Source organism: Burkholderiales bacterium (assembly GCA_023511995.1).
In the GTDB taxonomy this organism is placed as follows: Bacteria; Pseudomonadota; Gammaproteobacteria; order Burkholderiales; family Thiobacteraceae; genus Thiobacter.
Genome location: JAIMAL010000029.1, coordinates 1 through 25,598, shown reverse-complemented (window position 1 = coordinate 25,598; position 25,598 = coordinate 1). Strand labels below are relative to the sequence as shown.

23 protein-coding genes are annotated in these 25,598 nt (G+C 65.7%); 19 read left to right on the top strand and 4 right to left on the bottom strand.

The genetic code is table 11. From position 1 onward, the window contains the following. Positions 1-218: 218 nt before the first annotated feature. The 3 genes from trpC to K6T56_11925 all read left to right on the top strand — a co-directional run bounded on the left by trpC (position 219) and on the right by K6T56_11925 (position 3,008). Positions 219-1,064, top strand: a complete 846-nt coding sequence (trpC, locus tag K6T56_11935) for an indole-3-glycerol phosphate synthase TrpC (protein MCL6557057.1) — start codon at positions 219-221, stop codon at positions 1,062-1,064. Continuing rightward, positions 1,061-1,474 carry a hypothetical protein gene (locus tag K6T56_11930; GenBank protein ID MCL6557056.1) on the top strand — a complete coding sequence of 138 codons (414 nt, stop codon included), beginning with the start codon at positions 1,061-1,063 and terminating at the stop codon, positions 1,472-1,474. Before trpC ends, K6T56_11930 begins: the two co-directional genes overlap by 4 nt. A 313-nt stretch (positions 1,475-1,787) precedes the next feature. Beyond that, entirely contained in the window at positions 1,788-3,008 is a 1,221-nt protein-coding gene (locus K6T56_11925; GenBank protein MCL6557055.1) for a porin, read from the top strand. 123 nt (positions 3,009-3,131) lie between these two features. Here the strand turns inward: K6T56_11925 and K6T56_11920 are convergent, their stop codons facing one another. After that, a complete protein-coding gene (locus tag K6T56_11920; GenBank protein MCL6557054.1) occupies positions 3,132-5,276 on the bottom strand; it encodes a tetratricopeptide repeat protein in 2,145 nt (714 codons plus the stop codon). A 56-nt stretch (positions 5,277-5,332) separates the two neighbouring features. Here K6T56_11920 and K6T56_11915 point away from each other — a divergent pair, with 56 nt between their 5' ends. From K6T56_11915 to coq7, 3 genes are all read left to right on the top strand, one after another. Continuing rightward, on the top strand, positions 5,333-7,615 hold the full coding sequence (locus K6T56_11915) for an FkbM family methyltransferase (GenBank protein MCL6557053.1): 2,283 nt from the start codon (positions 5,333-5,335) through the stop codon (positions 7,613-7,615). Between the two features lie 169 nt (positions 7,616-7,784). Beyond that, positions 7,785-8,933 carry a 4Fe-4S dicluster domain-containing protein gene (locus K6T56_11910; protein ID MCL6557052.1) on the top strand — a complete coding sequence of 383 codons (1,149 nt, stop codon included), beginning with the start codon at positions 7,785-7,787 and terminating at the stop codon, positions 8,931-8,933. Further along, positions 8,930-9,553: a 2-polyprenyl-3-methyl-6-methoxy-1,4-benzoquinone monooxygenase gene (gene coq7, locus K6T56_11905; GenBank protein ID MCL6557051.1), complete on the top strand. Its 624-nt coding sequence runs from the start codon at positions 8,930-8,932 to the stop codon at positions 9,551-9,553. Before K6T56_11910 ends, coq7 begins: the two co-directional genes overlap by 4 nt. A 152-nt stretch (positions 9,554-9,705) precedes the next feature. On the opposite strand, the gene K6T56_11900 is transcribed toward coq7, so the two are convergent. Both K6T56_11900 and K6T56_11895 read right to left on the bottom strand, forming a co-directional pair. Further along, positions 9,706-10,122, bottom strand: a complete 417-nt coding sequence (locus K6T56_11900; GenBank protein ID MCL6557050.1) for an OsmC family protein — start codon at positions 10,120-10,122, stop codon at positions 9,706-9,708. 26 nt (positions 10,123-10,148) lie between these two features. Continuing rightward, positions 10,149-10,877 carry a YdcF family protein gene (locus K6T56_11895; GenBank protein MCL6557049.1) on the bottom strand — a complete coding sequence of 243 codons (729 nt, stop codon included), beginning with the start codon at positions 10,875-10,877 and terminating at the stop codon, positions 10,149-10,151. A 579-nt stretch (positions 10,878-11,456) separates the two neighbouring features. Between K6T56_11895 and rplM the strand changes: the two genes are divergently transcribed. From rplM to gloA, 13 genes are all read left to right on the top strand, one after another. Continuing rightward, positions 11,457-11,885, top strand: coding sequence for a 50S ribosomal protein L13 (rplM, locus tag K6T56_11890; GenBank protein MCL6557048.1), 429 nt, complete (start codon positions 11,457-11,459; stop codon positions 11,883-11,885). Positions 11,886-11,894: 9 nt separating this feature from the next. Next, entirely contained in the window at positions 11,895-12,287 is a 393-nt protein-coding gene (rpsI, locus tag K6T56_11885) for a 30S ribosomal protein S9 (GenBank protein MCL6557047.1), read from the top strand. 139 nt (positions 12,288-12,426) lie between these two features. Beyond that, positions 12,427-13,455, top strand: a complete 1,029-nt coding sequence (gene argC, locus K6T56_11880; protein MCL6557046.1) for an N-acetyl-gamma-glutamyl-phosphate reductase — start codon at positions 12,427-12,429, stop codon at positions 13,453-13,455. Between the two features lie 6 nt (positions 13,456-13,461). After that, on the top strand, positions 13,462-14,202 hold the full coding sequence (locus tag K6T56_11875; protein MCL6557045.1) for a DivIVA domain-containing protein: 741 nt from the start codon (positions 13,462-13,464) through the stop codon (positions 14,200-14,202). 19 nt (positions 14,203-14,221) lie between these two features. Beyond that, positions 14,222-14,638 carry a polymer-forming cytoskeletal protein gene (locus tag K6T56_11870; protein MCL6557044.1) on the top strand — a complete coding sequence of 139 codons (417 nt, stop codon included), beginning with the start codon at positions 14,222-14,224 and terminating at the stop codon, positions 14,636-14,638. A gap of 46 nt (positions 14,639-14,684) precedes the next feature. Continuing rightward, positions 14,685-15,035 carry an iron-sulfur cluster insertion protein ErpA gene (gene erpA, locus K6T56_11865; GenBank protein ID MCL6557043.1) on the top strand — a complete coding sequence of 117 codons (351 nt, stop codon included), beginning with the start codon at positions 14,685-14,687 and terminating at the stop codon, positions 15,033-15,035. A 67-nt stretch (positions 15,036-15,102) separates the two neighbouring features. Continuing rightward, the gene (locus K6T56_11860) at positions 15,103-16,260 is read left to right on the top strand and encodes a citrate synthase (protein ID MCL6557042.1); all 1,158 of its coding nucleotides are present in this window, start codon (positions 15,103-15,105) and stop codon (positions 16,258-16,260) included. 104 nt (positions 16,261-16,364) lie between these two features. Then, positions 16,365-17,285 carry a glycine--tRNA ligase subunit alpha gene (gene glyQ, locus K6T56_11855; protein MCL6557041.1) on the top strand — a complete coding sequence of 307 codons (921 nt, stop codon included), beginning with the start codon at positions 16,365-16,367 and terminating at the stop codon, positions 17,283-17,285. Beyond that, the gene (gene glyS / locus K6T56_11850) at positions 17,282-19,390 is read left to right on the top strand and encodes a glycine--tRNA ligase subunit beta (protein ID MCL6557040.1); all 2,109 of its coding nucleotides are present in this window, start codon (positions 17,282-17,284) and stop codon (positions 19,388-19,390) included. The genes glyQ and glyS overlap by 4 nt, the downstream gene beginning before the upstream one ends. 44 nt (positions 19,391-19,434) lie before the next feature. Continuing rightward, entirely contained in the window at positions 19,435-19,974 is a 540-nt protein-coding gene (gene gmhB / locus K6T56_11845) for a D-glycero-beta-D-manno-heptose 1,7-bisphosphate 7-phosphatase (GenBank protein ID MCL6557039.1), read from the top strand. Next, on the top strand, positions 19,971-20,696 hold the full coding sequence (locus K6T56_11840; protein MCL6557038.1) for a 1-acyl-sn-glycerol-3-phosphate acyltransferase: 726 nt from the start codon (positions 19,971-19,973) through the stop codon (positions 20,694-20,696). The genes gmhB and K6T56_11840 overlap by 4 nt, the downstream gene beginning before the upstream one ends. Next, positions 20,693-21,415, top strand: a complete 723-nt coding sequence (locus K6T56_11835) for a M48 family metallopeptidase (protein ID MCL6557037.1) — start codon at positions 20,693-20,695, stop codon at positions 21,413-21,415. The genes K6T56_11840 and K6T56_11835 overlap by 4 nt, the downstream gene beginning before the upstream one ends. A 22-nt stretch (positions 21,416-21,437) precedes the next feature. Next, positions 21,438-21,833 (top strand): lactoylglutathione lyase, encoded by a 396-nt coding sequence (gene gloA, locus K6T56_11830; GenBank protein ID MCL6557036.1) that lies wholly within the window; start codon positions 21,438-21,440, stop codon positions 21,831-21,833. Between the two features lie 12 nt (positions 21,834-21,845). Here gloA and metH read toward each other — a convergent pair whose 3' ends face one another. Continuing rightward, the gene (gene metH, locus K6T56_11825) at positions 21,846-25,529 is read right to left on the bottom strand and encodes a methionine synthase (protein MCL6557035.1); all 3,684 of its coding nucleotides are present in this window, start codon (positions 25,527-25,529) and stop codon (positions 21,846-21,848) included. Positions 25,530-25,598 lie beyond the last annotated feature (69 nt).

The window sequence follows — 25,598 nt, the reverse complement described above, 5'->3', positions numbered from 1 at the left end:
CTGAACTGGAAAACACCTCATCAGGTATTTATGCAATCATACAGCCGCGTTGCACTTCGAGATTGAATCCACCAACCACCGAGGGCGCGGAAAAAACGAAAGGCGCGCCCCCTCGCCCCTTCCACCCGGTGCCCGTGGGGTGTGGCTTTGGGCCCGGGTGGTGCGGGAGGGTGGGCAAGCCCTAATCGGCGCGGCACGTCGTGGTGAGATGTGATCCCATGTCAGATATCCTGCAAAAAATCCTCGCCGTGAAAGAAGAGGAAATCGCCGCCGCCCGGCGGCGCGAGCCCTTTGAAGGCGTGCGGCTTGCGGCGGAATTCATGCCGCCACCGCGGGATTTCGTGGGCGCGCTGCGGGAGAGGATCGCGGCCGGCAAGCCCGCCGTGATCGCCGAAATCAAAAAGGCAAGCCCCAGCAAGGGCGTGCTGCGGGAGGACTTCCGCCCCGCCGAAATCGCCGCCAGCTACGAGCGCGCCGGGGCCGCCTGTCTTTCCGTGCTCACCGACCGCCAGTTCTTCCAGGGCAGCCCGGATTTTCTGCGCGAAGCCCGCGACGCCTGCGGCCTGCCCGTGCTGCGCAAGGATTTCATCATCGATCCCTACCAGGTGTACGAGGCGCGCGCCATGGGCGCGGACTGTATCCTCCTCATCGTCGCCGCCTTCGCTCATGCCTTTCCCTCCAAGGGGGAGGGCGGCGGTGAAGGCTTCGACCTTGCGCGGCTTTTGCAGCTGGAATCCCTCGCCCACGGCTTGGGCATGGCCGTCCTCGTCGAGGTGCACGATGCGGCCGAACTCGATGCCGCACTGCACCTCACGACCCCCCTCATCGGCATCAACAACCGCAATCTGCGCACCTTCGAAGTCAATCTCGACACCACCTTGAGCCTCCTGACCCGCATTCCGGAGGGGCGCATCGTCGTCACCGAATCCGGCATCCTCGCCCCAGGCCACGTGCAGCTCATGCGGCAAAACGGTGTCCACGCCTTCCTCGTGGGCGAAGCCTTCATGCGCGCAGCCGACCCCGGCGCCGAACTCGCCCGGCTCTTTGCAGACCCCGGGGCGTGAACGCCCAGCTGGGGGAGTTCCTCGAGGCGATGGTGGAGCCGGCCCTGGTGCGTCTTTTCCGGGAGCGGGGGCTGGATGTGAGCGAAGTGCATCGCCGCGTCACCGCCCGGCGGGGTGGAGAGGCGCTGGAGATCGATCTACTGGTGGTGGATGGTGACACCGCGGTGGCGGTGGAATGCAAAAGCCGCCTCACCAAAGAGGAGGTCGAGCGGCATGGGGCGCGGATGGAGGCACTCAAACGGCTGATGCCCAAGTATGCCGACATGCGCCTGCAGGGGGCGGTGGCGGGCATGGTGGTGGATGAGGACGCCGTCGAGGCGGCGCAGGCGGCGGGTCTGTGGGTGCTGGCGCAATCCGGGGACACCGTGGAAGTGCGCAACACCCCCGGCTTTACGCCCCGGGTGTGGTAGCGTAAGCCCGCTTAAGGCGATGCCCCCTCCCTGCTCCACCAGACCAGACCGCAAAGGGTAAGGGCAGGCCCGGGGCACGCGGCGTTTTTCTGATCCCTGATTCCCGCGCCCTGCCCCCTATCTCCTGTAACCTGTGGCAAAAACGCAACAGCCTGTGGCGTTCCAGCCGCAAAAAGGCCATGAAAGACTTGTCACCCGCAAAGCCGGGTGGGTAGGATTGGGGCAACTTCTCGCTTCAGGAGAGGTTGACGGGGCGGGTGTGAAGCCGGCCCCGTCGAGATGCAAAACCTGACTCAACCAACAGGAGAGACTCATGAACAAGAAGCTTCTCGCACTGGCCGTGGCGGGTGCCTTCGTGGCGCCGGCGGCAATGGCCCAGAGCAACGTCACCATCGGTGGCTATATGAACTTCTCGCTGGACAGCCTGAAGGGCAGGAACGCCGCGGGCAATGACCTGACCACCAAGACGAACGTTTCCAGCAACGCCTCCAACATCTACTTCAGGGGCACGGAAGACCTGGGCAACGGGCTTTCCGCCTTCTGGCAGATCCAGACCTACTTCTCCGCCGGTGGCACCGGCAACACCGACACCGGCAACGGTTCCGTTGACGGCGTCTCCTCCGGCAACACCTATGTGGGTCTGGAAGGCAAGTCCTGGGGTAAGGTGCTCCTGGGCAAGCATGAGTCGCCCTTCAAACTGCTCTCCCGCAAGGTGGACCTGTTCAACAATCAGCTGGGTGACTCCCGCAACCTGGTGGCCAGTGCCAGCGGCGCGGGCGTCACTGCTGGCGGCGCCGCGATCTACTCTGCCGGCTGGGACCTCCGTCCCAACAACGTGATCGCCTATGGCACGCCCAACTTCAACGGCTTCTCCGTCTTGGTGGCCTATGTGAGCAACGTGGGCACGAGCGCGGCGCAGGATCCCACCACTGGTTCCCCCGCTGCTGCGAATCTCAACTCGGTGAATGCCTGGTCCGCCAACGCCACCTACGAGAACGGCCCCATCTTCGTCGGCCTGGGCTATGAGAAACACAACCTGTCCAAGCTGAGCACGGCGGCTACTGCGAACCACTCCGACGAGAAAGCCTGGCGGCTTGCTGCGGGTTACAACTTCGGCGACTTCAAGGTCGTGGGTCTGTACCAGCGCGAAAGTGGCCTCTGCGTGGGCACCATCACCACCTGCTCCACCAACGGCACCGATGCCAAGCGTACCACCTGGGGCCTGGGCGGCGCGTACAAGCTGGGCGCCAACACCATCAAGCTGCAGTACTACCGTGCAGGTGACCTGAGCAACAGTGGCCTTGCCAACGAGGGCGACACTGGTGCCAACATGTGGGCCCTGGGTGTGGACCATGCCCTGTCCAAACGCACGACGGTGTACGCGGTCTATGCCCGCACCAACAACGACCGCTACGCCATGTACAGCGCCTTCGGTGGCGGCCATGGCGACAACCCGGGCAGCGTGACGCCGACAACAACCCGCGACAGCAAGGACCCGAGCGGCTTTTCGCTGGGTGTGATCCACAGCTTCTGATCCGGCTCTCCGGAAGAGGTGGATGTGAGACGGGCGCCTTCGGGCGCCCGTTTTTTTTGGCCCGTTTTTCCGATGAATCGGGCGCAGTCACTGGTCGGCCGGTGCGTTTCTGCCTTTACTTCTTCAGCCCCGTGCCTGGCGGGCCATGGTGGTGTAGGCGTCTTCGATGGCGCGGGCAAGGCCCGCCGCATCCAGTAGCGCCGAGGCGGCCATTTTTTCCCGGAGGCCCGTGCGCAGGGCCGAAAGCCGCGCCGGGTCCCGGGCAAGCGCGCAAGCCCGCGCCACATAGGCGTCGTCGTCTTCGGCGATGAGCGCATCGAGCCCCACGGCGGTGAGCAGACTCACGCCCACGCGGGAGGCGTGGGTGCTGCCGGCCAGGGTGAGCACCGGGGTGCCCATCCACAGCGCCTCGCAGGTGGTGGTGGTGCCGTGGTAGGGGAAGGTGTCCAGGGCCAGGTCCACCCGGTGATACTGCGCCAGGTGCTCGCCGATGTCCTTCGTCCAGGGGGCGAGCTCGATGCGCCCGGTGGGGATGCCGAAGGCGGCGAAGTGCGCCAGCAGGCGCTCGCGCACCTTGGGGTCGGAAAGCGCCCCGGCCTTGAGAAAGAGCCGCGCTTCCGGCAGGGCCGCCAGGATGCGCCCCCAGAGGCGGATGAGCCGGTCGCTCACCTTGTGGATGGCGTTGAAGCTGCCGAAGGTAAAGGGGCGGTCGGGCCGCTGGGTCAGAGGCGCCGGTGCGCCGGCGGGGGGATTGTAGGCGAGAAAGACCCGGGGGAGCCGATAAAGTTTTTCCGTGTACCAGGGATCGGTGAGGCCTTCCGGGTCCGCCCAGGGGTCGGTGAGCCGCCAGTCCATGGTGGCCAGGCCCGTGGTGTTGGGGTAGCCCAGATAGGTCACCTGGATGGGCGCGGGCTTGCGGGCGAAGGCTCCCAGGCGGGTGTGGGCCGTCCAGCCGGCGAGGTCCACCAGGATGTCGATGCGGTCCTCTCGCACCTTGCGCGCGAGGCCCTCGTCCGTCCAGCGGGAGACCTGCCGCCAGGCGTCCCCATAACCCCGCAGACGTTCGGTGACGTCGTCGCTTTGCTCATTGGCCTGGTAGCAGAAGATTTCGAAACGCTCCCGGTCGTGGTGACGCAACAGGCCCTCGAAGAAAAAGGCCACGGAGTGGCGGCGCAGGTCGGGGGAGACGTAACCCACCCGCAGCCGACGGTTGCCGACGGGCGAAAGCCGCGGTGCCTTGCGCGGGGCGGGCCCGAGGCTTGCCGCCGCCGCCCGCGCTTCCGTGAGCGCCCGGGCGGGGTCGGCTTCCACCGCATTGAGCCAGAACACCACCCCCGCGGCATTGAAATCCGGCTTGCCAAAGCGGGTGCGGAGGGTGTCCGTGAGCGTCAGCGCTTCAGCGAGCCGCCCCTGATCGCCGAGGTTCCCGGCGAGCCCGGCCCACAGGTTTTCGTCTTCCGGAAAGCGCGCCAGGGCGCGGCGCAGGAGGCTTTCCGCCTCGCCATAGGCGCGCCGCTCTTTCAGGCACTTGGCGTAGATGATGTAGCTGTGGGGGGTGGGGCGCGTCTCGAGCACAGGCGCCAGCACTGCCTGGGCTTCGTCGTACTTCCCCTGGCAGCGCAGGGCTTCGGCGAGATTGTCGCGGGTCTCCGGCAGGTCCAGCAGGGCGAGCGCCCGCCGGTTTGCCGTTTCCGCTTCGGCGAAGCGGGCCAGCGCGAGCAGCCCGGCGCCAAGGTTGATCCAGGCGGGGGCGTAGTCGGGCGCAATACGGCTGGTCTTCTCCGCAAAGGGGAGGCTTTCCTCGTAACGCTCCAGCTTCTGCAGCACCCCGGCCAGGTTGGTGAGGTAGAGGGGGTCATCGGGCGCGAGGTCCACTGCCCGGCGGAAGGCCCGCAGGGCCTCTTCCAGGCGGCCCGTCTCCTGGCAGGCGGCCCCCAGATTGTTGTAGAGCGGGGGTTCATTGGGCAAAAGCCGTGCCCCTCGGGCATAGGCTTCGCGCGCCTCATCCGGCCGCCCGGCCTGACGCAGCGCATCGCCCAGGGTCTGGTACCACAGGCCGGCCTTGGGCTGCTTTTTCACGGCGGCGCCGATCAGCCGCGCCGCATCGTCATAGGCCCGCGCAGCCATGGCCACCACCCCCAGGCCGTAGAGGGCGTTGGGCTCGTCCGGCCGCAGCGCGAGCACCTGGCGGTAGAGCCCTTCGGCTTCCGCATAGTGCTGGGCGTGGACGTGTTCCGCGGCGAGGCGAAGCAGGCTTGGGATATCCATGGCAGTCCAAAAAACCGGAATGCTATCATGTCCGCCTTTTGCAGATGGAGGCCAACGTGGCGTCGGGACACTGGGTGGTGGAACTCGAAACGGGCGTGAAGCTGTGCGTACGCCCAACCCTCGAGCAGATGACGACCTATGTCCTGCTGGAGCAGGAGGACTGGTTCGAGGATGAAATCGCCTTCGTGCGGCGCCCCGCCACGCCAGACACCGTTGCCCTCGATGTGGGCGCGAACCACGGCGTGTATGCCTTGTCTCTGGCCGCCGCGGGGGCGCACCGGGTGTGGGCTTTCGAGCCGACCCGCGGCGCCGGGGAAATGCTGGCGCGGGCCATTGCGGAAAATGGCTTCCAGGACCGCGTGCGCTGGGTGCCGGTTGGTCTCTCGGATACGGAAAGAGAGGCCGTCATCGCCACCGGCCTCAATACCGAGCTCTCCAGTCTTACCGGTCAGGGGGAAACGAGCGAACGGGTGCACCTCCTCACCCTGGACGGCTTCCTCGCCCGCGAGGCCCCGGGCGTGCCCATCGATTTCGTCAAACTGGATGTGGAAGGGGAAGAGCGCGCGGTCCTTGCCGGTGGGCACGATTTCTTCACCAGCCAAAGCCCCCTCGTCATGTTCGAGCTGAAACATGGTGGCCAGGTCAACGAAGGCTTGATCGATGACTTCAGGCGCCTGGGTTATGGCATCTACCGGCTGGTCCCTGGCGCGCAAGCCCTCATTCCCTTCGACGAGGTCGGCGCGGATGGATTCCTGCTCAATCTCTTCGCTGTCAAACCGGATACGGCGCGGCGGCTTGCCGAGAGGAACCTGCTCGCCGAAGGCGACGCGATCCAGGGGGCATTCGAAGGTTGGGGCCGTCGCACCCCGCAGCCTGCCACGGTGCTCGATCGACTCAGCCAAAAGCCTTGGGCACGCCGGTGGGGCGCCGATTGGCGGGCCCGTGCGGCGGCGGTGCCCGCGCTGCACTGGCTGGCATTGGAGGCCTGTCTCGCCGCCTCGGATGAGAAGCTGCCGGCGGCAGAGCGCGTTGGGGCGCTGGCCTTCGCTCTCGAGGCGACGGCGCAGCTCTCCGGTGCCCCGGCTTCGGACGGCGCGGTGTGGTGGCTGCGGCTTTTTGCCTTGGCCGGTTTCGGCTTGCGCTCGGCGGCGGTGGAGCTGGGCCGGCAACTCCTTTCGGTGCTCGCTGCCGGGGCGGCGCCGGGCTGGCCGTTTCTGCCGCCCTTGGCCGAATACGGGGAGCGGGACCCCGAGCCGGCTGCGGCCTGGCTCGCGGCCGGCCTGCAGGAATTCGTTTTGCGCCGGCAGGGCTTTTCGTCCTATTTCGCCCTCGATCAAGATTTGCTGGACGCGGCCCTGGCCAATCCCCTGCATTCGCCGTACGTGGACCGCGTGGCGCTGCTATTCGCGCTGCGCCGCAAGGCACGACCGAGCATCCCGCCCGCACATGTGGTTTTCGACCCCGCGCTTTCCCGCAATGCGCGGCTGTGGCGGGAACTGGTTTTCGGTCGTGTGCCCCATGCCGTGCGGGCGCTCGCGGGAGGGGTGGAGATCATCGACGTGGGAGCAAGTTCCCACGGCAAACTCCCGGAACCCTATGCGCCCTTGATGCTTCTGTCGTTGGCCCGGGTCACGGGATTCGAACCCGATCATGATGCCTGCCTCCAACTGGGCGAGCTTTACAAAGATCAGGAGGCGTTTCGTTTCCTGCCCCATTTCGTGGGACGGGGCGGGCCGGCGACCTTTCATGAAACCAACTGGTTCATGACCGGATCGCTCTATGCGCCGAACGTGGACCTGCTGCAACGCTTTCAGGGTCTGGCCGAAGTGGTGCGGCCCGTGGCCAGCCATCCGGTGCAGACTGTCGCGCTCAAAGACGTGCCTGGCATGACCGGCATGGACATGCTCAAGATCGACGTACAGGGCGCAGAACTCGACGTCTTCGTCGGTGCAGGGGCGTTGCTGGAGGATGCGCTGCTCATCTGGACCGAAGTCGAATTCCTCCCGCTCTATCGGGACCAGCCGCTGTTCGCGGAGGTGGAGCGCTACCTGCGGGACAAGGGATTTCAGTTGTTCGCCTTCGACGGCATTGCGAGCCGGCCGCTGCGGGCCTTTGCCGACTCGGGCCGCCCGGCCGGCACGCGCACCCAGGCCTTGTGGGCAGATGCCCTGTTTCTTCCCCGGCTCGAACGATGGGACGATCTTGCCACGCCGCGGCTGGCGAAACTCGCCCTGTTGCTCGACCTCGTGGCCGACGCCCCGGATTACTGCCACTACGCGCTTACGCTCATCGACCGGCGCGAGGGCACCGACTACGCCGCAGCCTACGTTGCGAAATGAAGTAGGTGATGGGAATCTGGGGGAGGTCGGTCGTGGGAAACGTACATGCGGGCGAAGTGCTCCTGGAGGAATTTCTGAAACCCTTGGGTTTGAGTCAGACGCGGCTTGCGCCTGCCGCGGCTCCCGGCGTCAACCCTCGCTGCTTCCCATCCCGCCTGGCGCCGTCACGGTGAACGCCGCATCCCTCCAACAACAAGCCAACCGCTGCGTCGCCTGCGGGCTTTGTGTGCCCCATTGTCCCACCTATCGTCTGTTGGAATCGGAGGCGGATTCGCCGCGGGGGCGGGTGATGTTGATGCGGGCTGTCGCAGAAGGGAGGCTGACGGTGGAGGAGCCGTCGCTCCTCCTCCATCTCGACCGTTGCCTGGCCTGCCGGGCCTGCGAGGCGGTGTGTCCCGCGGGGGTGGCCTATGGGGACCTCATCGACCAGGCGCGGGCGCTCGCCGCGGAAAGGGGGCGGGGGGTTACGGGCGTGGCCCGGCTGCTGCCGGCGCTCTTTGCTTCCCCCTTCTTGCTGGGGTTGAGCGCCAGGGTGCGGTTTCGTGAGCATTACCCGGCGTGGGGGAAGGGGCGGGGCACGGTGTCGCTCTTCCTCGGCTGCGTGGGGCAGTTCGCGGATGCAGAAACGCTGCGCGCTTCGATTTTCGTCCTCACCCGGCTCGGCTATGCGGTGCGGGTGCCGCGGGGGCAGGGCTGTTGCGGGGCGATGCATCAGCATGGGGGCGATCCGGCACGGGCGGCGGAATTGGCGCAGCGGAACATCGCCGCCTTCGGCGGGTTTTCCCCCCTCGCGCAGGAAGCCGCGGAGTGGCCGGTTTTGTTCGCCGCCTCCGGCTGCGGGGCGAGTCTGGTGGAATACGGCCGCCATGGGGAGGCGGGCGCCGCCTTCGCCCGCCGGGCGCTGGATGTGGTGTCGTTCCTCGTCCACGCCGAAGGCTGGGAGGCAATCGAGCTGGCACCGCTAGCGGAGACGGTGGCCGTGCACGAGCCCTGCACGGCGCGCAATGTGCTGGGCAATGCCGGGGACGTCACGCCGCTGCTTTCGCGCATCCCCGGGCTGCGGCTCGCGGCGCTGCCCGGTAATGACCAGTGCTGTGGCGCGGCGGGGTTGTATTTTCTCCGCCAGCCGGAGATCGCCCGCCGTCTGCGGGCTGCTAAAATGCCGGCAACACTCGATTTCCCGCGCCTTGTGGTGACCACCAATCACGGCTGCCGCCTCTGGCTGCAAAGGGGGCTTCGGCAGGCCAAAGGCCGGGCGGAAGTGCTGCACCCGGTGGTGCTGCTGGCAAGACAAATGGGGTTTCGCGGAAAATGCTGAATCTGGATCGCCTCATCATTCAATTCGACAAGGGCCTGCGCACCGTGTTTGCGCCGGCGCCCACGGTGCGGCCACGGCCGGGCAGGGACCTGCCGGAGGCCGCCCTCTCCGAGCGGGAGAAGCGCCACGCCGCGGGCCTCATGCGGGTCAATCACAGCGGCGAGGTGTGTGCCCAGGCGCTCTATCAGGGGCAGGCCCTCACCGCGCGCAACCCGGAGGCGCGCGCCGCTTTGGAAAAGGCGGCGGAGGAGGAGACCGAACACCTCAACTGGTGCGAGACGCGCCTTGCCGAACTGGGCTCGCGCAAAAGCCTGCTCAATCCCTTCTGGTATGCCGGGTCGCTCGCCATCGGCATGCTCGCCGGGGCCCTCGGCGACCGCTGGAATCTGGGTTTTCTCGCCGAGACGGAACGGCAGGTGGAAGCGCACCTGCAAAGCCATCTGGAACGCCTGCCGGCGCAGGATGCGAAAAGCCGCGCCATCGTGGAGCAGATGAAGATCGACGAGGCCCGCCATGCCACCACCGCCATCGAACACGGCGGCGCGCCCCTGCCCCTGCCCGTGCGCCTGGGCATGCGCCTGGCCTCAAAGGTCATGACGCAGACGGCGTACTGGGTTTGAGGCGGCCGGGTTGCAGGTTACAGGGGAGAGGAGACAGGTTAGAGGGATCAGGCATCAGGCATCAGACAATTCCAGTTCCTGCGCGTCCGCCCGGTTCTTGCTTTTCGTGGCTTTGTGCCCTGTGCGGTGATGTGCCTGAGCCCCACCCTCAGTCACGGTGAGACGATTTCGTAGTCGTGGGTGATGGTGGCGGTCTTGCCCAGCATGATGGAGGCGGAGCAGTATTTTTCGGCGGAGAGTCTGATGGCCCGCTCCACCGCTTCCGGTTTGAGGTTATGGCCCTTGACGATGAAATGGATGTGGATGCGGGTGAAGACCTTGGGGTCGGTTTCCGCGCGTTCGGCCTCGATCTCGGCGACGCAGTCGAGCACCTCCTGCCGTTGCTTCTTCAGGATGGCCACCACGTCATAGGCCGTGCAGCCGCCGGTGCCCAGCAGCACCATTTCCATGGGACGCGGTCCCAGGTTGCGGCCACCGCCTTCGGGCGGTCCGTCCATCACCACCGCATGGCCGCTGCCGGACTCGCCGAGAAAGGCGGCGCCTTCGATCCATTTCACCCGTGCTTTCATTTTATTTCCCCCGCAAAGCGTCCATTCTAGCCAAAGCGGCCCTGCAGGCGGTACCAGGCAAGACCCAGCCATTCATGGAAGGCGAAGTGGCTGTCCAAAAGCGCCTGCGCATCCGGCAGCCAGTCGGTGGCCATCGTGTCCTGCGTGCGGTGAAAGCGCGTGCCGGCGGGGATGACGCGAAACCCCACCGCCTCGAAGGCGCGACGGGCGCGGGGCATGTGCCAGGCATGGGTGACGAGGAGGATGGTGTCGATGCCCTGGGGTGCCAGAAGCCGCCCGCTCAGCTGCGCGTTTTCCCAGGTGTTGCGCGAGGCCTCTTCCACCCAGCGCACGGGCACGCCGAATTCCCTTTCCAGGATTTGCTTCATGAAACCGGCCTCCGGTGCGCGGCCCTCGGGACTGCCGCCACTCACCAGGACCGGCAGGTGACTTTGCCGCGCAAGCCACGCCGCGTAGCGAAGCCTTTCCAGGGCGAGGTTGCTCGCCGTGTCGCCACCATATTCCGGTGCGTCGCGATAGCGGCCCGCACCCAACACGACGATGGCCTGGGCACGGGAAAAATCGAAGCGGGCAGGGGGGCCCTCCTCCAGCGAGGCCAGGAGCCTGTTTGCCACCACCGGAACCGAAAGGAGCCAAAGGCCCACGGTGGCCAGCACGAGGAGCCCGCGGGCAAGACGCGGCCGCCGGCGCAGGAGGCCAAGGCCGAGGAGGAACAGTAAGAGCAGATTGCCCGGGGGCAGCAGGAAGGCGCTCATCTTCGGGTGACAGGATACAGGGTACAGGCGACAGGGGGCAGACGGATCAGGGAGCAGGCATCAGGGATCAAGGATCAGGGATCGGACGCCATGGGAGCCTCGGGTGTGCCGGGAGCTCCGGGCTTTTCGCTTTTTACCGCGTGGGTCTTCGTGGTGTGGCTTCAGGGGGTTAATCGCAAGTGTTTGATTTTCAATGATTCATGAGACACGGCCGGGGCGTTGCAAACTACTACTTGCAAAGTCGATCCGAATATTAGAGAATACTGATCCGTAAGGCGCGCCTGCGTCTTATGTTGTCTCCTCCATCCTCCTCCTTTGGTGGATTTTGCGCAGCCCCGCAAGGGCTGCGTTTTTTTTTGGGCGGGTTGCCCTCGGGGCGGTCCCGGCCGGGGGTTCCGCTGCGGGCGCGTGGCAGCTGCGGTACTCCCCGGGTTTGATGTGCCCTTCACCGCTAATTTCTGCCCCCTCGGGGAGGTGGCAAAGATGGCCGGTTGGAGGTCTCCGCCGGTCGGTTTGACATGGGACTTTGCCCACCCCTATAATCCGCCTCTTTCGCAAATTCGGCATTGGGATTTCGGTATGCGTACCTACTCCGCAAAACCGGCAGACATCAAGCGCGACTGGTATGTCGTGGACGGCACGGACAAGGTGCTGGGGCGTCTTGCCAGCGAGATCGCGCGGCGTCTGCGTGGCAAGCACAAGACCATCTACACGCCCCACATGGATACCGGCGATTACATCGTCGTCGTCAACGTGGAGAAGATGCGCGTAACCGGCAACAAGGCCCAGGACAAGCTCTATCACCGCCACTCCGGCTATCCGGGCGGGCTTTACACCACCAATTTCGCCACCCTTCAGGCCAAGCATCCGGAGCGGGTGCTGGAAAAGGCCGTCAAGGGCATGCTGCCCAAGGGCCCGCTGGGCTACGCGATGCTCAAGAAGCTCAAGATCTACCGGGGCGCGGAACATCCCCATGCGGCGCAGCAACCCAAGGTTTTGGAAATCTGAGGACCCATCATGATCGGCAACTGGTATTACGGAACCGGTCGGCGCAAGAGCTCCGTCGCCCGTGTTTTCCTGAAACCCGGCACGGGCAATTTCATCGTCAACGACAAGCCCGTGGATGAATATTTCTCCCGGGAGACGGGCCGCATGGTGGTGCGCCAGCCGCTTTTGGTGACGGAAAGCGAAGGTCGCTTCGACATCATGGTGAATGTCCACGGTGGCGGCGAAAGCGGCCAGGCGGGGGCCGTGCGCCATGGTCTTGCGCGGGCCTTGGCCGAGTACGACGTGGCCCTCAAGACGACGCTGCGTAAGGCCGGCCTGCTCACCCGTGATGCGCGTGAGGTGGAGCGCAAGAAAGTGGGCCTGCACAAGGCACGCCGGCGCAAACAGTTCTCCAAGCGGTAAGGATGACGGCACCGACAGGAAAGCCGCCCGAGGGCGGCTTTTTTGTTAGGCTGGGGGTATGATGCAAGCCCAGGGCAAGGAGAAGCCTCGTCTTTGCGTGACGGGGGCCGTGTCAGTGATGGGTTGAAGGTATCGCGACATGATCAGGATTGGCATCGTCGGTGGCACCGGCTATACGGGTGTCGAGCTTTTGCGGCTCCTTGCGCAGCATCCGGAGGCGGAGCTTGTCGCCATCACCTCGCGCAAGGAAGCCGGCATGCCGGTGGCGGATCTCTTTCCCAATCTGCGCGGGCGGGTGAAGCTCGCCTTCACCGATCCGCAGACCGCGCCCCTCCGGGAGTGCGACGTGGTTTTCTTCGCCACCCCCAACGGCATTGCCATGACCCAGGCGCGGGAGCTTCTGGAAGCCGAGGTGAGGGTCATTGACCTGGCGGCGGATTTTCGCATCCGTGATGTCGCCGTCTGGGAGAAATGGTACGGGATGACCCACGCCTGCCCCGATCTGGTGGCGGAGGCGGTGTACGGCCTGCCGGAAATCAACCGCGAGCGCATCCGCGGCGCGCGGCTCATCGCCAATCCCGGCTGCTATCCGACGGCAGTGCAGCTTGGCTTTTTGCCTCTCCTCGAGGCCGGCGTGGTGGATACCGCACATCTCATCGCCGATGCCAAATCCGGAGTGTCGGGGGCGGGGCGTAAGGCGGAGGTGCACACGCTGCTCGCGGAAGCCGCCGACAATTTCAAGGCCTACGCCGTCCCCGGCCATCGCCACCTGCCGGAAATCCGTCAGGGCCTGGCGCAGATCGCCGGCTGCGAGGTGGGGCTTACCTTCGTGCCCCATCTCACGCCCATGATCCGCGGCATCCACGCTACGCTCTATGCCCGTCTCACGCGCGAGGTGGACCTGCAGGCGCTGTTCGAGTCCCGCTACCGCCAGGAGCCCTTCGTCGATGTGCTGCCCCCCGGAGCCCATCCGGAAACCCGTTCCGTGCGGGCGGCCAACGTCTGCCGCATTGCCGTGCATCGTCCCCAGGGGGGTGACACGGTGGTGGTGCTGTCGGTGATCGACAACCTGGTCAAGGGGGCTGCCGGTCAGGCCGTGCAGAACATGAACCTCCTCTTCGGCCTGCCGGAACAGCTCGGCCTCGATCAAGTCCCCGTGCTGCCCTAGTCCGGCATGGCTTCCCGCCTCCTGCGCCGCCTGAAAAGCCGTTTCGGCATCGCGGCCACGCGCATGCGGGTGCGCGCCCACATTCCGCTGCCCCTGCGCATCCTGGTCGGGGGGCTTTTGCTTTTGGCGGGGCTTTGGCTGGCCAATATCGTCTATGACACGGGGATGCGCCTCGCTGGCTTCGAGAAAAGCCAGGCCGAGGAGGCCCTGCGCAGTCTGGGCGAAGAGGTAGACCGTCTCGGCCGGGAGAACGCCCAACTCAAGGCCGAGGCGGCGCGGCTGCGTCAGGCCCTCAACATCGAGCAGGCGGCGCAGCGGGAGCTCGCGCGCACCGTCAAATCCCTGCAGGAGGAAAACGCGGCGCTCAAGGAGGATGCGGCCTTCTTCCGCACCCTGCTCTCTCCCCGCGCCGGTGCAGGCGGGGTCACCATCTACCACGTGAAGCTGGAACGCAACCCCCTGCTTGCTGGCGAATACCGCTACCGGCTGCTACTATTGAACGCCGGCCCCCGCGACCAGGAATTCACGGGAGCGGTGCAGCTTCTGGTGAGCGGGCAGCAGGGCGGGCGGGCGCTGACCATCACCGAGCCGGCGACGGGAGGGGGCCTGCCCTTGCATTTCCGTTACTATCAGCGGGTGGAGGGCACGCTGCAACTGCCCCCGGGCATGGTGCCCAGGACCGTGCAGGTGAGGGTGTTCGAGGCCGGTGCCCCCCATCCCAAATGGACCCGGACCGTGAGCCTTTGAAGCGCAAGGAACCAACGCCATGTTTTTCGGCAAGAAACCCAGCCGACCCCAGAACCGCATCGACACCCTGATTGGCGCCGAAACCCGCGTGCAGGGGGATGTCACCTTCAGCGGCGGCCTGCGGGTGGATGGCACCATCCTCGGCAACGTCTCCTCCCGCGGCGATGGGCCGAGCACCCTGGTGCTGTCGGAGAACGCCCGCATCGAGGGCTCCATCCAGGTTTCCCACGTGGTGATCAATGGCACCGTGATCGGCCCCGTGCGTGCCAGCGAATACGTGGAACTGCAGCCCAAGGCCCGGGTCTCAGGCGATGTCTTTTACAAAACCCTGGAAATGCATCTCGGCGCCATTGTCGAGGGCAAGCTCGTCCACGAGGAGGGAATCCCCGTTGAGGCCAGGGTGGCCCCGTCCGGCGCGATTGACCAATCGGCTTGACGGCCGGATAATTGCCGAAACCGAGTCTTGCTTGAAGGAGTCCGCCATGAATGCACCGACCGAAATGCCCACGCCGCTGATCTTCACCGACGCCGCCGCGGCGAAGGTCAAACAGCTCATCGACGAGGAGGGCAATCCCAATCTCAAGCTGCGTGTCTTCGTCACCGGGGGTGGCTGCTCCGGTTTCCAGTACGGTTTCACCTTCGACGAGAATCAGGCCGAGGATGACACGGTGATGGAAAAAGGCGGGGTGACGCTGCTCATCGACCCGATGAGCTTCACCTATCTGGTGGGCGCTGAAATCGACTATCAGGAAGGGCTGGAAGGGGCCCAGTTCGTGATCAAGAATCCGAACGCCACCTCCACCTGCGGCTGCGGGTCGTCGTTCTCCGTCTGAGCCCAAACCAGGACGGGATGCACAAGGAGGCGGACGACGCCTCCTTTTGTTTTCCAAAGGGGGAGCGATGAACGAATACGTGCCCGGCCTCGAAGGCGTGCCGGCAACCAAGTCCAACATCTCCTTCATCGATGGCGAGAAGGGCATCCTCGCCTATCGCGGCTATGCCATCGAGACCCTGGCCGAACGCAGCACCTTCGAAGAAACGGCGCTCCTGCTTCTGGACGGCAACCTCCCCACCCGCGCCGCGCTGAAGGCATTCGACCGCGACATGCGGGCCCGGCGGCGGGTGAAATTCCGCATCCGGGAACTGATGCGGGCCCTGCCCACCGACGCCCATCCCATGGACGTGCTGCAGGCCATCGTGAGCTGTCTCGGCATGTATTATCCCGGCTCCCGCAGTCCCACCGGTGATCCCGCCGAAGACCTCGCCTATGTGCACGAGGTGTCGGTGAGCATCCTGGCGCGCATGCCCACCGTGGTGGCCATGTGGGAGCACATCCGCAACGGCTATGATCCCATCGAGCCGCGCAGTGACCTCACCACGGCGGAGAATTTCCTCTGGATGCTTACCGGCGAGGAGCCCGACCGCTACATCGCCCGCATTCTCGACATCTGCCTGATTCTCCACGCCGAGCATACCATCAATGCCTCTACCTTCGCCGTGCTGGTGGCGGGCTCTACCCTGGCCAGTCCTTACAGCGTGATTGCCTCCGGCATCGCCACCCTCTCCGGCCCCCTGCATGGCGGCGCCAACCAGGCCGTGGTGAAGATGCTGGAGGAGATCGGCTCCCCCGACCGGGCGGAAGCCTACATCGATGCGATGATCAAGCAAAAGAAAAAAATCTGGGGCTTCGGCCACCGGGAATACAACGTCAAGGACCCGCGGGCGGTGATCCTCGAGCACCTCATGCGCAAGATGATCGAATACCGCGAAGGGCGGGTGGGCCCGCTGTTCGAAATCGCCCAGGCGGTGGAAAAGGTCGCCACCGAGCGGCTGGGGCCGAAGGGCGTCTATCCCAACGTGGATTTCTACTCGGGCGTGCTCTACCGGGAAATGGGCATCGCCCCCGATCAGTTCACCTCCATCTTCGCCATGGCGCGCGCCGCCGGCTGGCTGGCCCACTGGAAGGAACAACTGGGCCAGAACCGCATTTTCCGGCCCACCCAGGTCTATACCGGCGAGCTCAACCGCGAATACATCCCCATCGATCGCCGCGGCTGACGGCCGCGCCGTGGGGGGAGAGGGGATCGATGCGGCTTCCGCTGCCCCTGCGCCGCCGGTAAAATGCAGGCTTTTCCCGATCGCGGCGCAAGCCAAAAAGTCCCATGCAGACTTTCCAAGAACTCATCCTGCGCCTGCAGCAGTATTGGGGTGACCAGGGTTGTGTGATCCTGCAGCCTTATGATCTGGAGGTGGGCGCCGGCACCAGCCACACCGCCACCTTCCTGCGTGCCCTGGGGCCGGAGCCCTGGCGCGCCGCCTACGTGCAGCCCTCGCGTCGGCCCAAGGATGGCCGCTACGGCGACAACCCCAACCGCCTGCAACACTACTACCAGTTCCAGGTGGTGTTGAAACCGGCCCCCTCCGACATTCTCGAGCGCTACCTGGGTTCCCTCGAGGCACTGGGTCTCGCCTTGGCGCAAAACGATATCCGCTTCGTCGAGGACGATTGGGAAAATCCCACCCTGGGTGCCTGGGGCCTGGGCTGGGAGGTCTGGCTCAATGGCATGGAAATCACCCAGTTCACCTATTTCCAGCAGGTGGGGGGCATCGACTGCCGGCCCATCACCGGCGAGATCACCTATGGCCTGGAGCGGCTGGCCATGTATGTGCAGGGCGTGGAAAACGTCTTCGATCTCGTCTATGCGCCGGGCGTGACCTATGGCGATGTCTTCCATCAGAACGAGGTGGAGCAGTCGGCCTACAACTTCGAGCACGCCGATGTGGAATTCCTCCTTTCCGCCTTCAACGCCCACGAACGCCAGGCCCAGTATCTGATGGCGCAGAAACTCGCCCTGCCGGCCTATGAGCAGGTGCTGAAGGCGGGCCACACCTTCAACCTCCTGGACGCGCGTGGGGCCATTTCCGTCACCGAGCGCGCCGCCTATATCGCCCGCATCCGGGCGCTGGCCCGCGCCGTCGCGCAGAGCTATCTGGAATCCCGCGCCCGGCTGGGCTTCCCGCTGGCACCCCGGGCGTGGGCGGAAGAGGCCCTGCGCCAACTGGAAAAGAAGGCGGCGGCATGAGCGCTGGCGTGCGCAATCTGCTGGTGGAGCTCCTCGTCGAGGAGTTGCCGCCCAAGGCGCTGGCGAAGCTGGGGGAGGCCTTCGCCAACGGCGTCTTTGACGGGCTTGCCGCGCAGGGACTCACCACCGCGGCATCGCGGCCGACGGCCTACTGCTCGCCACGGCGGCTTGCCGTGCACATCACCGCGGTGGCGGCGCAGGCGCCGGACAAGCCTGTTTCCCACAAGCTCATGCCGGTGGCGGTGGGCCTGACCGCCGACGGCCAACCCACACCCGCGCTGCTCAAGAAACTCGCGGCGCTCAATCTTTCCCCCGAGGTGGTGGGACGGCTGCGCCGGCAGACGGATGGCAGGACGGAAGTCCTTTTTTACGACAGCGTCACCCCCGGCGTGTCCCTCGCTGTGGGGCTGCAAAAGGCACTGGAGGACACCCTGGCGCGGCTGCCCATCCCCAAGGTGATGAGTTATCAACTGGCCGATGGCTGGACCACGGTGTATTTCGTCCGTCCCGCCCATGGCCTGGTTGCCCTCCATGGCAGCGAGGTGGTGCCGGTGACGGTGCTGGGACTGGTTGCGGGAAGAACCACCCTCGGCCACCGCTTCGAGGCGAAACGCAAACCCTTGGCGCTTGGGGATGCCGATGCCTACGAGGCGACGCTTGAGACGGAAGGCGCGGTCATCCCCCATTTCGACAAGCGCAAAAAGGAGATCGCCCGCCAGCTTGCCGCGGTGGCGGCAACGCTTCCGGGCGGCCTCACACCCGTAGAGGATGAGGCGCTGCTTGATGAGGTCACCGCCCTGGTGGAGCGGCCCAACGTGCTCGCCGGCCGTTTCGACGAGGCATTTCTCGAGGTGCCCCAGGAATGCCTCATCCTCACCATGAAGGCCAACCAGAAGTATTTCCCTCTCCTCGATGCGTCCGGAAAACTCAGCAACCGCTTCCTCATCGTCGCCAACGTCTCCCCCGCTGACCCCAGCGCGGTGATTGCCGGCAATGAGCGGGTGGTGCGGCCGCGGCTCAAGGATGCGCGTTTCTTCTATGACCAGGACCGGCGGCAGTCCCTTGCTTCGCGGGTGGAAAAACTTTCCCGGGTGGTCTACCACAACCGGCTGGGCACCCAGTTGGAACGCACCCAGCGGCTTGCCAAACTCGCCTATGAAATTGCCCGGCTGTTGCATGCGGATGCGGAGCTGGCCCGCCGCGCCGCCTGGCTCGCCAAGGCCGATCTCACCACCGCCATGGTGGGCGAGTTTCCGGAATTGCAGGGCATCATGGGTGCCTACTATGCCCGCCACGATGGCGAGCCGGAGGCGGTCTGCCGCGCCATCGAGGCCCATTATCACCCCCGCTTCGCCGGCGACAGCCTCCCTGAGGACAACATCGGCGCTGCCGTGGCGCTTGCCGACAAGCTGGACACCCTGGTGGGCATGTACGGCATCGGCGCGGTACCCACCGGCGAGAAGGACCCCTTCGGCCTGCGTCGCCACGCACTGGGCATTTTGCGCATCCTCGCCGAGAAGGCGTTGCCCCTCGACCTCGTGGCACTCCTGGAAATGGCGCGCGCGCCCTTCGGTGAGCTCATCGCCGACAGCGTGGTGGTGGACGTGCATGCCTTCATGCTGGAGCGGCTGAAGAACTACCTGCGGGAGCGGGGTTTCGGCGCGCGGGAAATCGAAGCGGTGGTGGCGCAGAATCCCTCCCGCATCGATACCGTGTTGCCGCGCCTTCAGGCCGTGGTGGCCTTTCTCCGGCTGCCCGAGGCGGAAGCCCTGGCCGCCGCCAACAAGCGCATCCAGAACATTCTGCGCAAGGCGGAAAACGTATCCGGTGAGCCGGATGTGGCGCTCTTCGCCGAAGAGGCGGAGCGGGCGCTCTTTGAGGCCGTCAACGCTCTCGCGCCGCGGGTGGCTTCGCTGGTGGCCAACGAGGACTATACCGATGCCCTGCTGGCCCTGGCCACGGTGCGCCCCCTGGTGGACCGCTTCTTCGACGAGGTGATGGTGCTCACCGACGAGCCGCTCTTGCGGCAAAACCGCCTCGCCCTGCTGGCGCGGCTGGCGCATCTCATGAACCAGGTGGCGGACATTTCCCGGCTCGCCGTCTGAGGGCAGGGTGTACAATCTACCGCGGCCCTTTGGCGTGCGCGCCCATGAAACTCGTCATCCTGGACCGGGACGGCGTCATCAACTACGACAGTCCCCAGTTCATCAAGAGCCCGGAGGAGTGGAAGCCCATCCCCGGCAGCCTCGAGGCCATCGCGCGCCTGAATCAGGCGGGCTGGCGGGTGGTGGTGGCCACCAACCAGTCCGGAATCGGCCGCGGCCTCTTTGACATGGCCACCCTCAATGCCATCCACGACAAAATGCTGCGCGCCCTGGCCCAGGTGGGCGGACGCATCGATGCCCTTTTCTTCTGTCCCCATGCCGCCGAACTCAATTGCCCCTGCCGCAAGCCCCGGCCTGGCCTATTCGAGGAGATCGGCCGGCGTTTCAACGTGGACCTCACGGGGGTGCCCGCCATCGGCGATGCCCGCCGGGACCTGGAAGCCGCTGCCGCCGTGGGTGCGCGGCCGCTTTTGGTGCTCACCGGCAAAGGGCGCCACACCCTGGAGGCGGGGGCGCTGCCGGAAGGCACCGAAGTCTATGCCGACCTCGCCGAGGCCGTGCGGCGACTCTTGGATGGCGCATGAGTGTTTACCTGCGCTGTGCGCTCTTCGAGCTGGTGCGCACCTGCGCGACGGTGGTGTTTTCCCTGATCGCGCTGGCCACCTTTCCCTTTTCCCCCTTCACCCGCTACCGCATCATCACCGGCTGGAACCGGGTGGTGATGGCGGCGGCCCGCCGGCTCCTGCACATCGAATGGCGGGTGCTGGGACGGGAAAACCTTCCCCAACGGCCCGCCGTGGTCATGGCCAAGCATCAATCGGCGTGGGAGACCATCGCGCTGCCCATCCTGCTGCCGCCCCTTGCCATCGTCATCAAGCGGGAACTGCTGCGCATCCCCTTTTTCGGCTGGGGCTTTGCCATGCTCTCCCCCATCGCCATTGACCGTGGCTCGGGCAAAGAGGCCCTCCGCCAGATCACGGAACAGGGCAAAAAGCGCCTGGCCCAGGGTTTCTGGGTGCTGATTTTCCCCGAAGGCACGCGGGTGGCCCCCGGCCGCCGCGGCCGCTATGGGATCGGCGGCGCCTGGCTTGCCACCCAGGCCGGCGCACCGGTGGTGCCCATCGCCCACAATGCCGGCGAGCTGTGGCCCCGCCGTGCCTTCCTCAAACATCCGGGCACGGTGACCATCAGCATCGGCCCGGTGATCGAAGGGGAGGGGCTCAAGCCCGCGGAGCTCAATGCGCGGGTGGAAGCCTGGATCGAAGCCGAAATGGAGAAGCTGCCCCCCGCCAGACCCAGGCCATGAGTTATCCGCGCGAGGAAAGCCGGGTCATTGCCCTGCCCGGCCGGGTGATCACCTACACCCTGGTGCGCCGCAGCCGCCGCAGCATCAGGCTGAAGGTGGACCAGGCGGGCCTCACGGTGAGTGCGCCGCCGCGGGAGCCCTACCGTCATCTGGAACAGGTCATCCGCGAGCGCGGGCACTGGATCCTGGAAAAGCTCAAGGAAATGGAGGCGCGCCGGTTGCCGCCGCGGCGCTGGCGCAGCGGCGAAGCGCTACCCCTTCTGGGCGAAAGTCTGGAGCTGATCGTCTATGCCACCCATACCCGCGCCGAGCCCATCCGGACCGCCAGCCGGTTGTGGGTGGGTGTGCCTGATGCCAATGATGGCGAAGCGGTGAAGCTGCAGGTGGTGAGCTGGTACCGGCGGCTTGCCACCCAGGAGTTCACCGGGCGCATTGCCCGCCTTGCGGCAAGGCTTGCCTTGAAGCCACCCCCTTTCCGCCTCTCCGAAGCCCGCACCACCTGGGGCGTGTGTACCTCGGAGGGAAGGCTTCGCCTGTCCTGGCGGCTCATCAAGGCGCCGCCGGAACAGATCGACTACGTGATCGCCCATGAGCTTGCCCATCTGCGCCACATGAACCACTCGCCCGCCTTCTGGGAGACGGTGGCGGCGATCTATCCGGACTACCGGCCCCACGCCGAGGCGCTGGAACGGGACGGGCATCTGTATCACACTTTCTGAGGACCATCGAGGAGAAGTGAACATGCGCATTCTGCACACCATGATCCGCGTCGGTGACCTTGATCGCTCCATCCGCTTCTACACCGAGGTGCTGGGAATGAAACTGCTGCGGCGGAAGGATTATCCGGAAGGCAAGTTCACCCTCGCCTTCGTCGGCTACGGGGATGAATCGGAGCAGGCAGTGCTGGAGCTCACTTACAACTGGGGCGTCGATCACTATGACCTCGGCAATGGCTTCGGTCACATCGCCATCGAGGTGGAGGATGCCTACAAGGCCTGCGAAGCGGTCCGCGCCAAGGGAGGCAAGGTCACCCGTGAAGCGGGGCCGATGAAGCATGGCACCACCGTCATCGCCTTCGTCGAGGACCCGGACGGCTACAAGATCGAATTCATCCAGAAGGGAAGCCGCGCCGACTGATTGCCGCGGCGCCTAGAGGAGGGGCGCAAGCCAGTATTCGGCAGTGGCCAGGTCCCAGCCCTTGCGCCGGGCATAGTCTTCCAACTGGTCGCGGCCGATTTTGCCCACGGCGAAATAGTGCGCCTGCGGGTGGGAGAAGTAAAAGCCGGACACCGCGGCGGCGGGCCACATGGCATAGCTTTCCGTAAGGCGCACACCCGCGGCTTCCGGGGCCTCGAGCAGCGTGAACAGGGGCCCCTTTTCCGTGTGGTCGGGACAGGCGGGATAGCCGGGAGCGGGGCGGATACCCCGGTATTTTTCGGCGATGAGATCCTCGTTGGAGAGGGATTCCTCAGGAGCGTAACCCCAGAACTCCCGGCGCACGCGGGCATGCATGAGTTCGGCGAAGGCCTCCGCCAGACGGTCGGCCAGGGCCTTGAGGAGGATGGCCTGGTAATCGTCGTGGCGCGCCTCGAATTCCGCGAGCTTTTCTTCGATGCCGATGCCGGCGGTGACGACGAAGGCGCCGAGGTAGTCCGGCACGCCCGTGGACTTGGGGGCGATAAAGTCGGCGAGGCTCAGGTTAAAGCGGTCGGCGGGTTTTTCCTGCTGTTGGCGCAGGGTGTGATGGACCATCGCCACCTGGCTGCGGCCCTCGTCAGTGTAGATTTCGATGTCATCGCCCACGGCATTGGCGGGGAAGAGGCCAATCACGGCATTGGCGGTGAGCCATTTGCCCTGGATGATGCCGGCTAGCATCCCCTGCGCATCCTGGTAGAGCCTGCGTGCCTCCTCCCCCACCACGGCATCGTCGAGGATCTTGGGAAAGCGCCCGTGCAGGTCCCAGGTCTGGAAGAAAGGCGTCCAGTCGATGTAGCGGGCGATTTCCTCCAGGGGGTAATCGCGGAAGACGAGGCGGCCTAGCTGTTTGGGCACCGGCGGGCGGTAATGGGCCCAGTCGGTGGGAAGCGCATTGGCGCGCGCCGCGGCGAGCGGGATGAGGCGGGTGTGCTCGCCCTTGGCGAGATGGCGTTGCCGCACCTGCTCGTAGTCGGCGCGGACCTTTGCCACGTAATCCTGCCGCAGTTCCGCGGAGAGCAGGCTGGTGCACACCCCCACCGCCCGCGAGGCATCCTTCACATACACCACCGGCCCGCTGTAATTGGGCGCGATTTTCACTGCGGTGTGGGCAAGGGAGGTGGTGGCGCCGCCGATCAGGAGCGGAATGGTGAAACCGAGACGCTCCATTTCTTTCGCCACGGAGGCCATTTCCTCGAGAGATGGCGTGATCAGGCCCGACAGGCCGACGATGTCGGCCTGGGTTTCCCGGGCGGTGTCGAGGATCTTTGCCGCCGGCACCATGACGCCCAGATCGATGACCTCGTAGTTGTTGCACTGGAGCACCACGCCAACGATGTTCTTGCCGATGTCGTGCACATCGCCCTTGACGGTGGCGAGCACGATCCTTCCCTTGGCCTGGGAGGCGCCGCTGGCGGCCTTTTCCGCCTCGATGTAGGGAATGAGATGGGCGACCGCCTGCTTCATCACCCGCGCCGACTTCACCACCTGGGGCAGAAACATCTTGCCGGCGCCGAAAAGATCGCCCACCACCTGCATGCCGGCCATGAGGGGTCCCTCGATGACCTGCAGCGGGCGCTCGTATTTGCGCCGTGCCTCCTCCGTGTCCTCGACGATGTAGGTGGTGATTCCCTTTACCAGGGCGTGGGTCAGCCGCTCCTCCACGGGAAGGGCGCGCCAGGACAAATCCTCGACCTGTTCCCGTGACTGGCCCTTGAAACGCTCGGCGAATTCCACCAGACGCTCGGTGGCATCGGGACGCCGGTTGAGGAGCACGTCCTCCACCCGCTCCCGCAGTTCCGGGTCGAGTTCCTCATAGACGCCCAACTGGCCGGCGTTGACGATGCCCATGTCGAGGCCGGCGCGGATGGCATGGTAGAGGAAACAGGTGTGGATGGCTTCGCGCACCGGCTCATTGCCGCGGAAGGAGAAGGAGACGTTGGAGATTCCACCGCTCACCTTGGCATAGGGGAGGTTCTGTTTGATCCAGCGGGTGGCCTCGATGAAATCCACCGCGTAGTTGTTGTGTTCCTCGATGCCGGTGGCGACGGCGAAGATGTTGGGGTCGAAGATGATGTCCTCCGGCGGGAAGCCATCGGCGGTGAGGAGCCGGTAGGCGCGCTGGCAGATGTCGATCTTGCGCTGGAAGGTGTCGGCCTGGCCCTGCTCGTCAAAGGCCATCACCACCACCGCGGCCCCGTACCGACGGGCGATGCGCGCATGCGCGATGAAGGCCTCTTCCCCCTCCTTGAGCGAGATCGAGTTCACAACCGCCTTGCCTTGGATGCACTTGAGCCCGGCCTCGATGACGGAGAACTTGGAAGAGTCCACCATGATCGGCACGCGGGCGATGTCGGGCTCAGCCGCGAGCAGATTGAGGAAGCTCACCATCGCCTGTTCGGAGTCGATGAGCCCTTCGTCCATATTGACGTCGATCAACTGCGCTCCGTTCTCAACCTGCTCGCGCGCAACCTGCAGCGCGGCCGTGTAATCGCCAGCCTTGATGAGGCTGCGGAAGCGGGCCGAACCGGTGACGTTGGTGCGCTCGCCGATATTGACGAAAGGGATCTCCGGCGTGAGCGTGAAGGCTTCAAGGCCGGACAGCCTGAGACGTGGCTCGATCGTCGGGATGACGCGTGGCGGCTTGCCGCGCACCGCTTCCGCGATCGCGCGGATGTGCGTCGGCGTCGTGCCACAGCAGCCGCCGACGATGTTGACAAGACCTGCACTTGCGAATTCGCCGATCAACGCCGCCATTTCCTCGGGACCTTGGTCATAGTGCCCGAACGCGTTCGGCAGTCCGGCATTCGGATAGGCGCACAGGAGCGTGTCGGCGAGGCGACCAATCTCGGCGATGTGGGCGCGCATCTCGGCGGCGCCGAGAGCGCAGTTGAAGCCGATCGACAGCGGCTCTGCGTGACGGACCGAGTGCCAGAAAGCGGCCGGGGTCTGCCCCGAGAGGAGGCGGCCGGAGCGGTCGGTGATCGTCCCCGAGATCATGACCGGCGGCCTCACCCCGCGTGCCTCCGCGATCTCGGCGATCGCGTAGATCGCGGCCTTGGCGTTGAGCGTGTCGAAGATGGTTTCGATGAGCAGGATGTCGGCGCCGCCGTCGAGAAGGCCGCGCACCTGTGTGGCATAGGCCTCGCGCAGTTCGTCGAAGGTAATCGCGCGCAGGCCCGGCCGCGAGACGTCCGGCGAGATCGAGGCGGTGCGATTGGTCGGGCCGATGGCGCCGGCGACGAAACGCCGACGCCCGTCGGTGCGCATGACCGCCTCGGCTGCCTCGCGGGCGATGCGCGCGCCGGCCACATTGAGCTCATAAGCGAGCTCCGCAAGGCCGTAGTCGGCCTGGGCAATGGCGGTCGAGGAGAAGGTGTTGGTGGCGATGATGTCGGCACCGGCGTGCAGATAGGCGAGATGGATGTCGCGCACCGCTTCCGGCCGCGTGAGGTTGAGGAGGTCATGGTTGCCGCGCACCTCGCGGTTCCACGCATCGAACCGCGCGCCGCGATAGGCCTCCTCGTCGAGGCCGAGCGCCTGGATCATCGTGCCCATGGCTCCGTCGAGCACAAGGATGCGCTCGGCCGCCAGACGGCGCAGCTCGGCCTCGACGGGGGATGGGCATGCGGGCGTCATGCCGCCTCCCGCTTCGGCTCGGGTCGCAGGCCCAGCAGATGACAGATCGCGAACACCAGGTCCGCGCGG

Excerpts from the sequence above, each read along its gene's own strand:
- K6T56_11925 (MCL6557055.1), top strand. The coding sequence starts at position 1,788 with ATGAACAAGAAGCTTCTCGCACTGGCCGTGGCGGGTGCCTTCGTGGCG.
- gmhB (MCL6557039.1), top strand. The coding sequence starts at position 19,435 with ATGAAACTCGTCATCCTGGACCGGGACGGCGTCATCAACTACGACAGT.
- glyQ (MCL6557041.1), top strand. The coding sequence starts at position 16,365 with ATGCAGACTTTCCAAGAACTCATCCTGCGCCTGCAGCAGTATTGGGGT.
- glyS (MCL6557040.1), top strand. The coding sequence starts at position 17,282 with ATGAGCGCTGGCGTGCGCAATCTGCTGGTGGAGCTCCTCGTCGAGGAG.
- argC (MCL6557046.1), top strand. The coding sequence starts at position 12,427 with ATGATCAGGATTGGCATCGTCGGTGGCACCGGCTATACGGGTGTCGAG.
- K6T56_11835 (MCL6557037.1), top strand. The coding sequence starts at position 20,693 with ATGAGTTATCCGCGCGAGGAAAGCCGGGTCATTGCCCTGCCCGGCCGG.
- K6T56_11870 (MCL6557044.1), top strand. The coding sequence starts at position 14,222 with ATGTTTTTCGGCAAGAAACCCAGCCGACCCCAGAACCGCATCGACACC.
- rplM (MCL6557048.1), top strand. The coding sequence starts at position 11,457 with ATGCGTACCTACTCCGCAAAACCGGCAGACATCAAGCGCGACTGGTAT.
- erpA (MCL6557043.1), top strand. The coding sequence starts at position 14,685 with ATGAATGCACCGACCGAAATGCCCACGCCGCTGATCTTCACCGACGCC.
- gloA (MCL6557036.1), top strand. The coding sequence starts at position 21,438 with ATGCGCATTCTGCACACCATGATCCGCGTCGGTGACCTTGATCGCTCC.
- rpsI (MCL6557047.1), top strand. The coding sequence starts at position 11,895 with ATGATCGGCAACTGGTATTACGGAACCGGTCGGCGCAAGAGCTCCGTC.
- K6T56_11900 (MCL6557050.1), bottom strand. The coding sequence starts at position 10,122 with ATGAAAGCACGGGTGAAATGGATCGAAGGCGCCGCCTTTCTCGGCGAG.
- K6T56_11860 (MCL6557042.1), top strand. The coding sequence starts at position 15,103 with ATGAACGAATACGTGCCCGGCCTCGAAGGCGTGCCGGCAACCAAGTCC.
- K6T56_11840 (MCL6557038.1), top strand. The coding sequence starts at position 19,971 with ATGAGTGTTTACCTGCGCTGTGCGCTCTTCGAGCTGGTGCGCACCTGC.
- K6T56_11920 (MCL6557054.1), bottom strand. The coding sequence starts at position 5,276 with ATGGATATCCCAAGCCTGCTTCGCCTCGCCGCGGAACACGTCCACGCC.
- K6T56_11895 (MCL6557049.1), bottom strand. The coding sequence starts at position 10,877 with ATGAGCGCCTTCCTGCTGCCCCCGGGCAATCTGCTCTTACTGTTCCTC.
- trpC (MCL6557057.1), top strand. The coding sequence starts at position 219 with ATGTCAGATATCCTGCAAAAAATCCTCGCCGTGAAAGAAGAGGAAATC.
- metH (MCL6557035.1), bottom strand. The coding sequence starts at position 25,529 with ATGACGCCCGCATGCCCATCCCCCGTCGAGGCCGAGCTGCGCCGTCTG.
- K6T56_11875 (MCL6557045.1), top strand. The coding sequence starts at position 13,462 with ATGGCTTCCCGCCTCCTGCGCCGCCTGAAAAGCCGTTTCGGCATCGCG.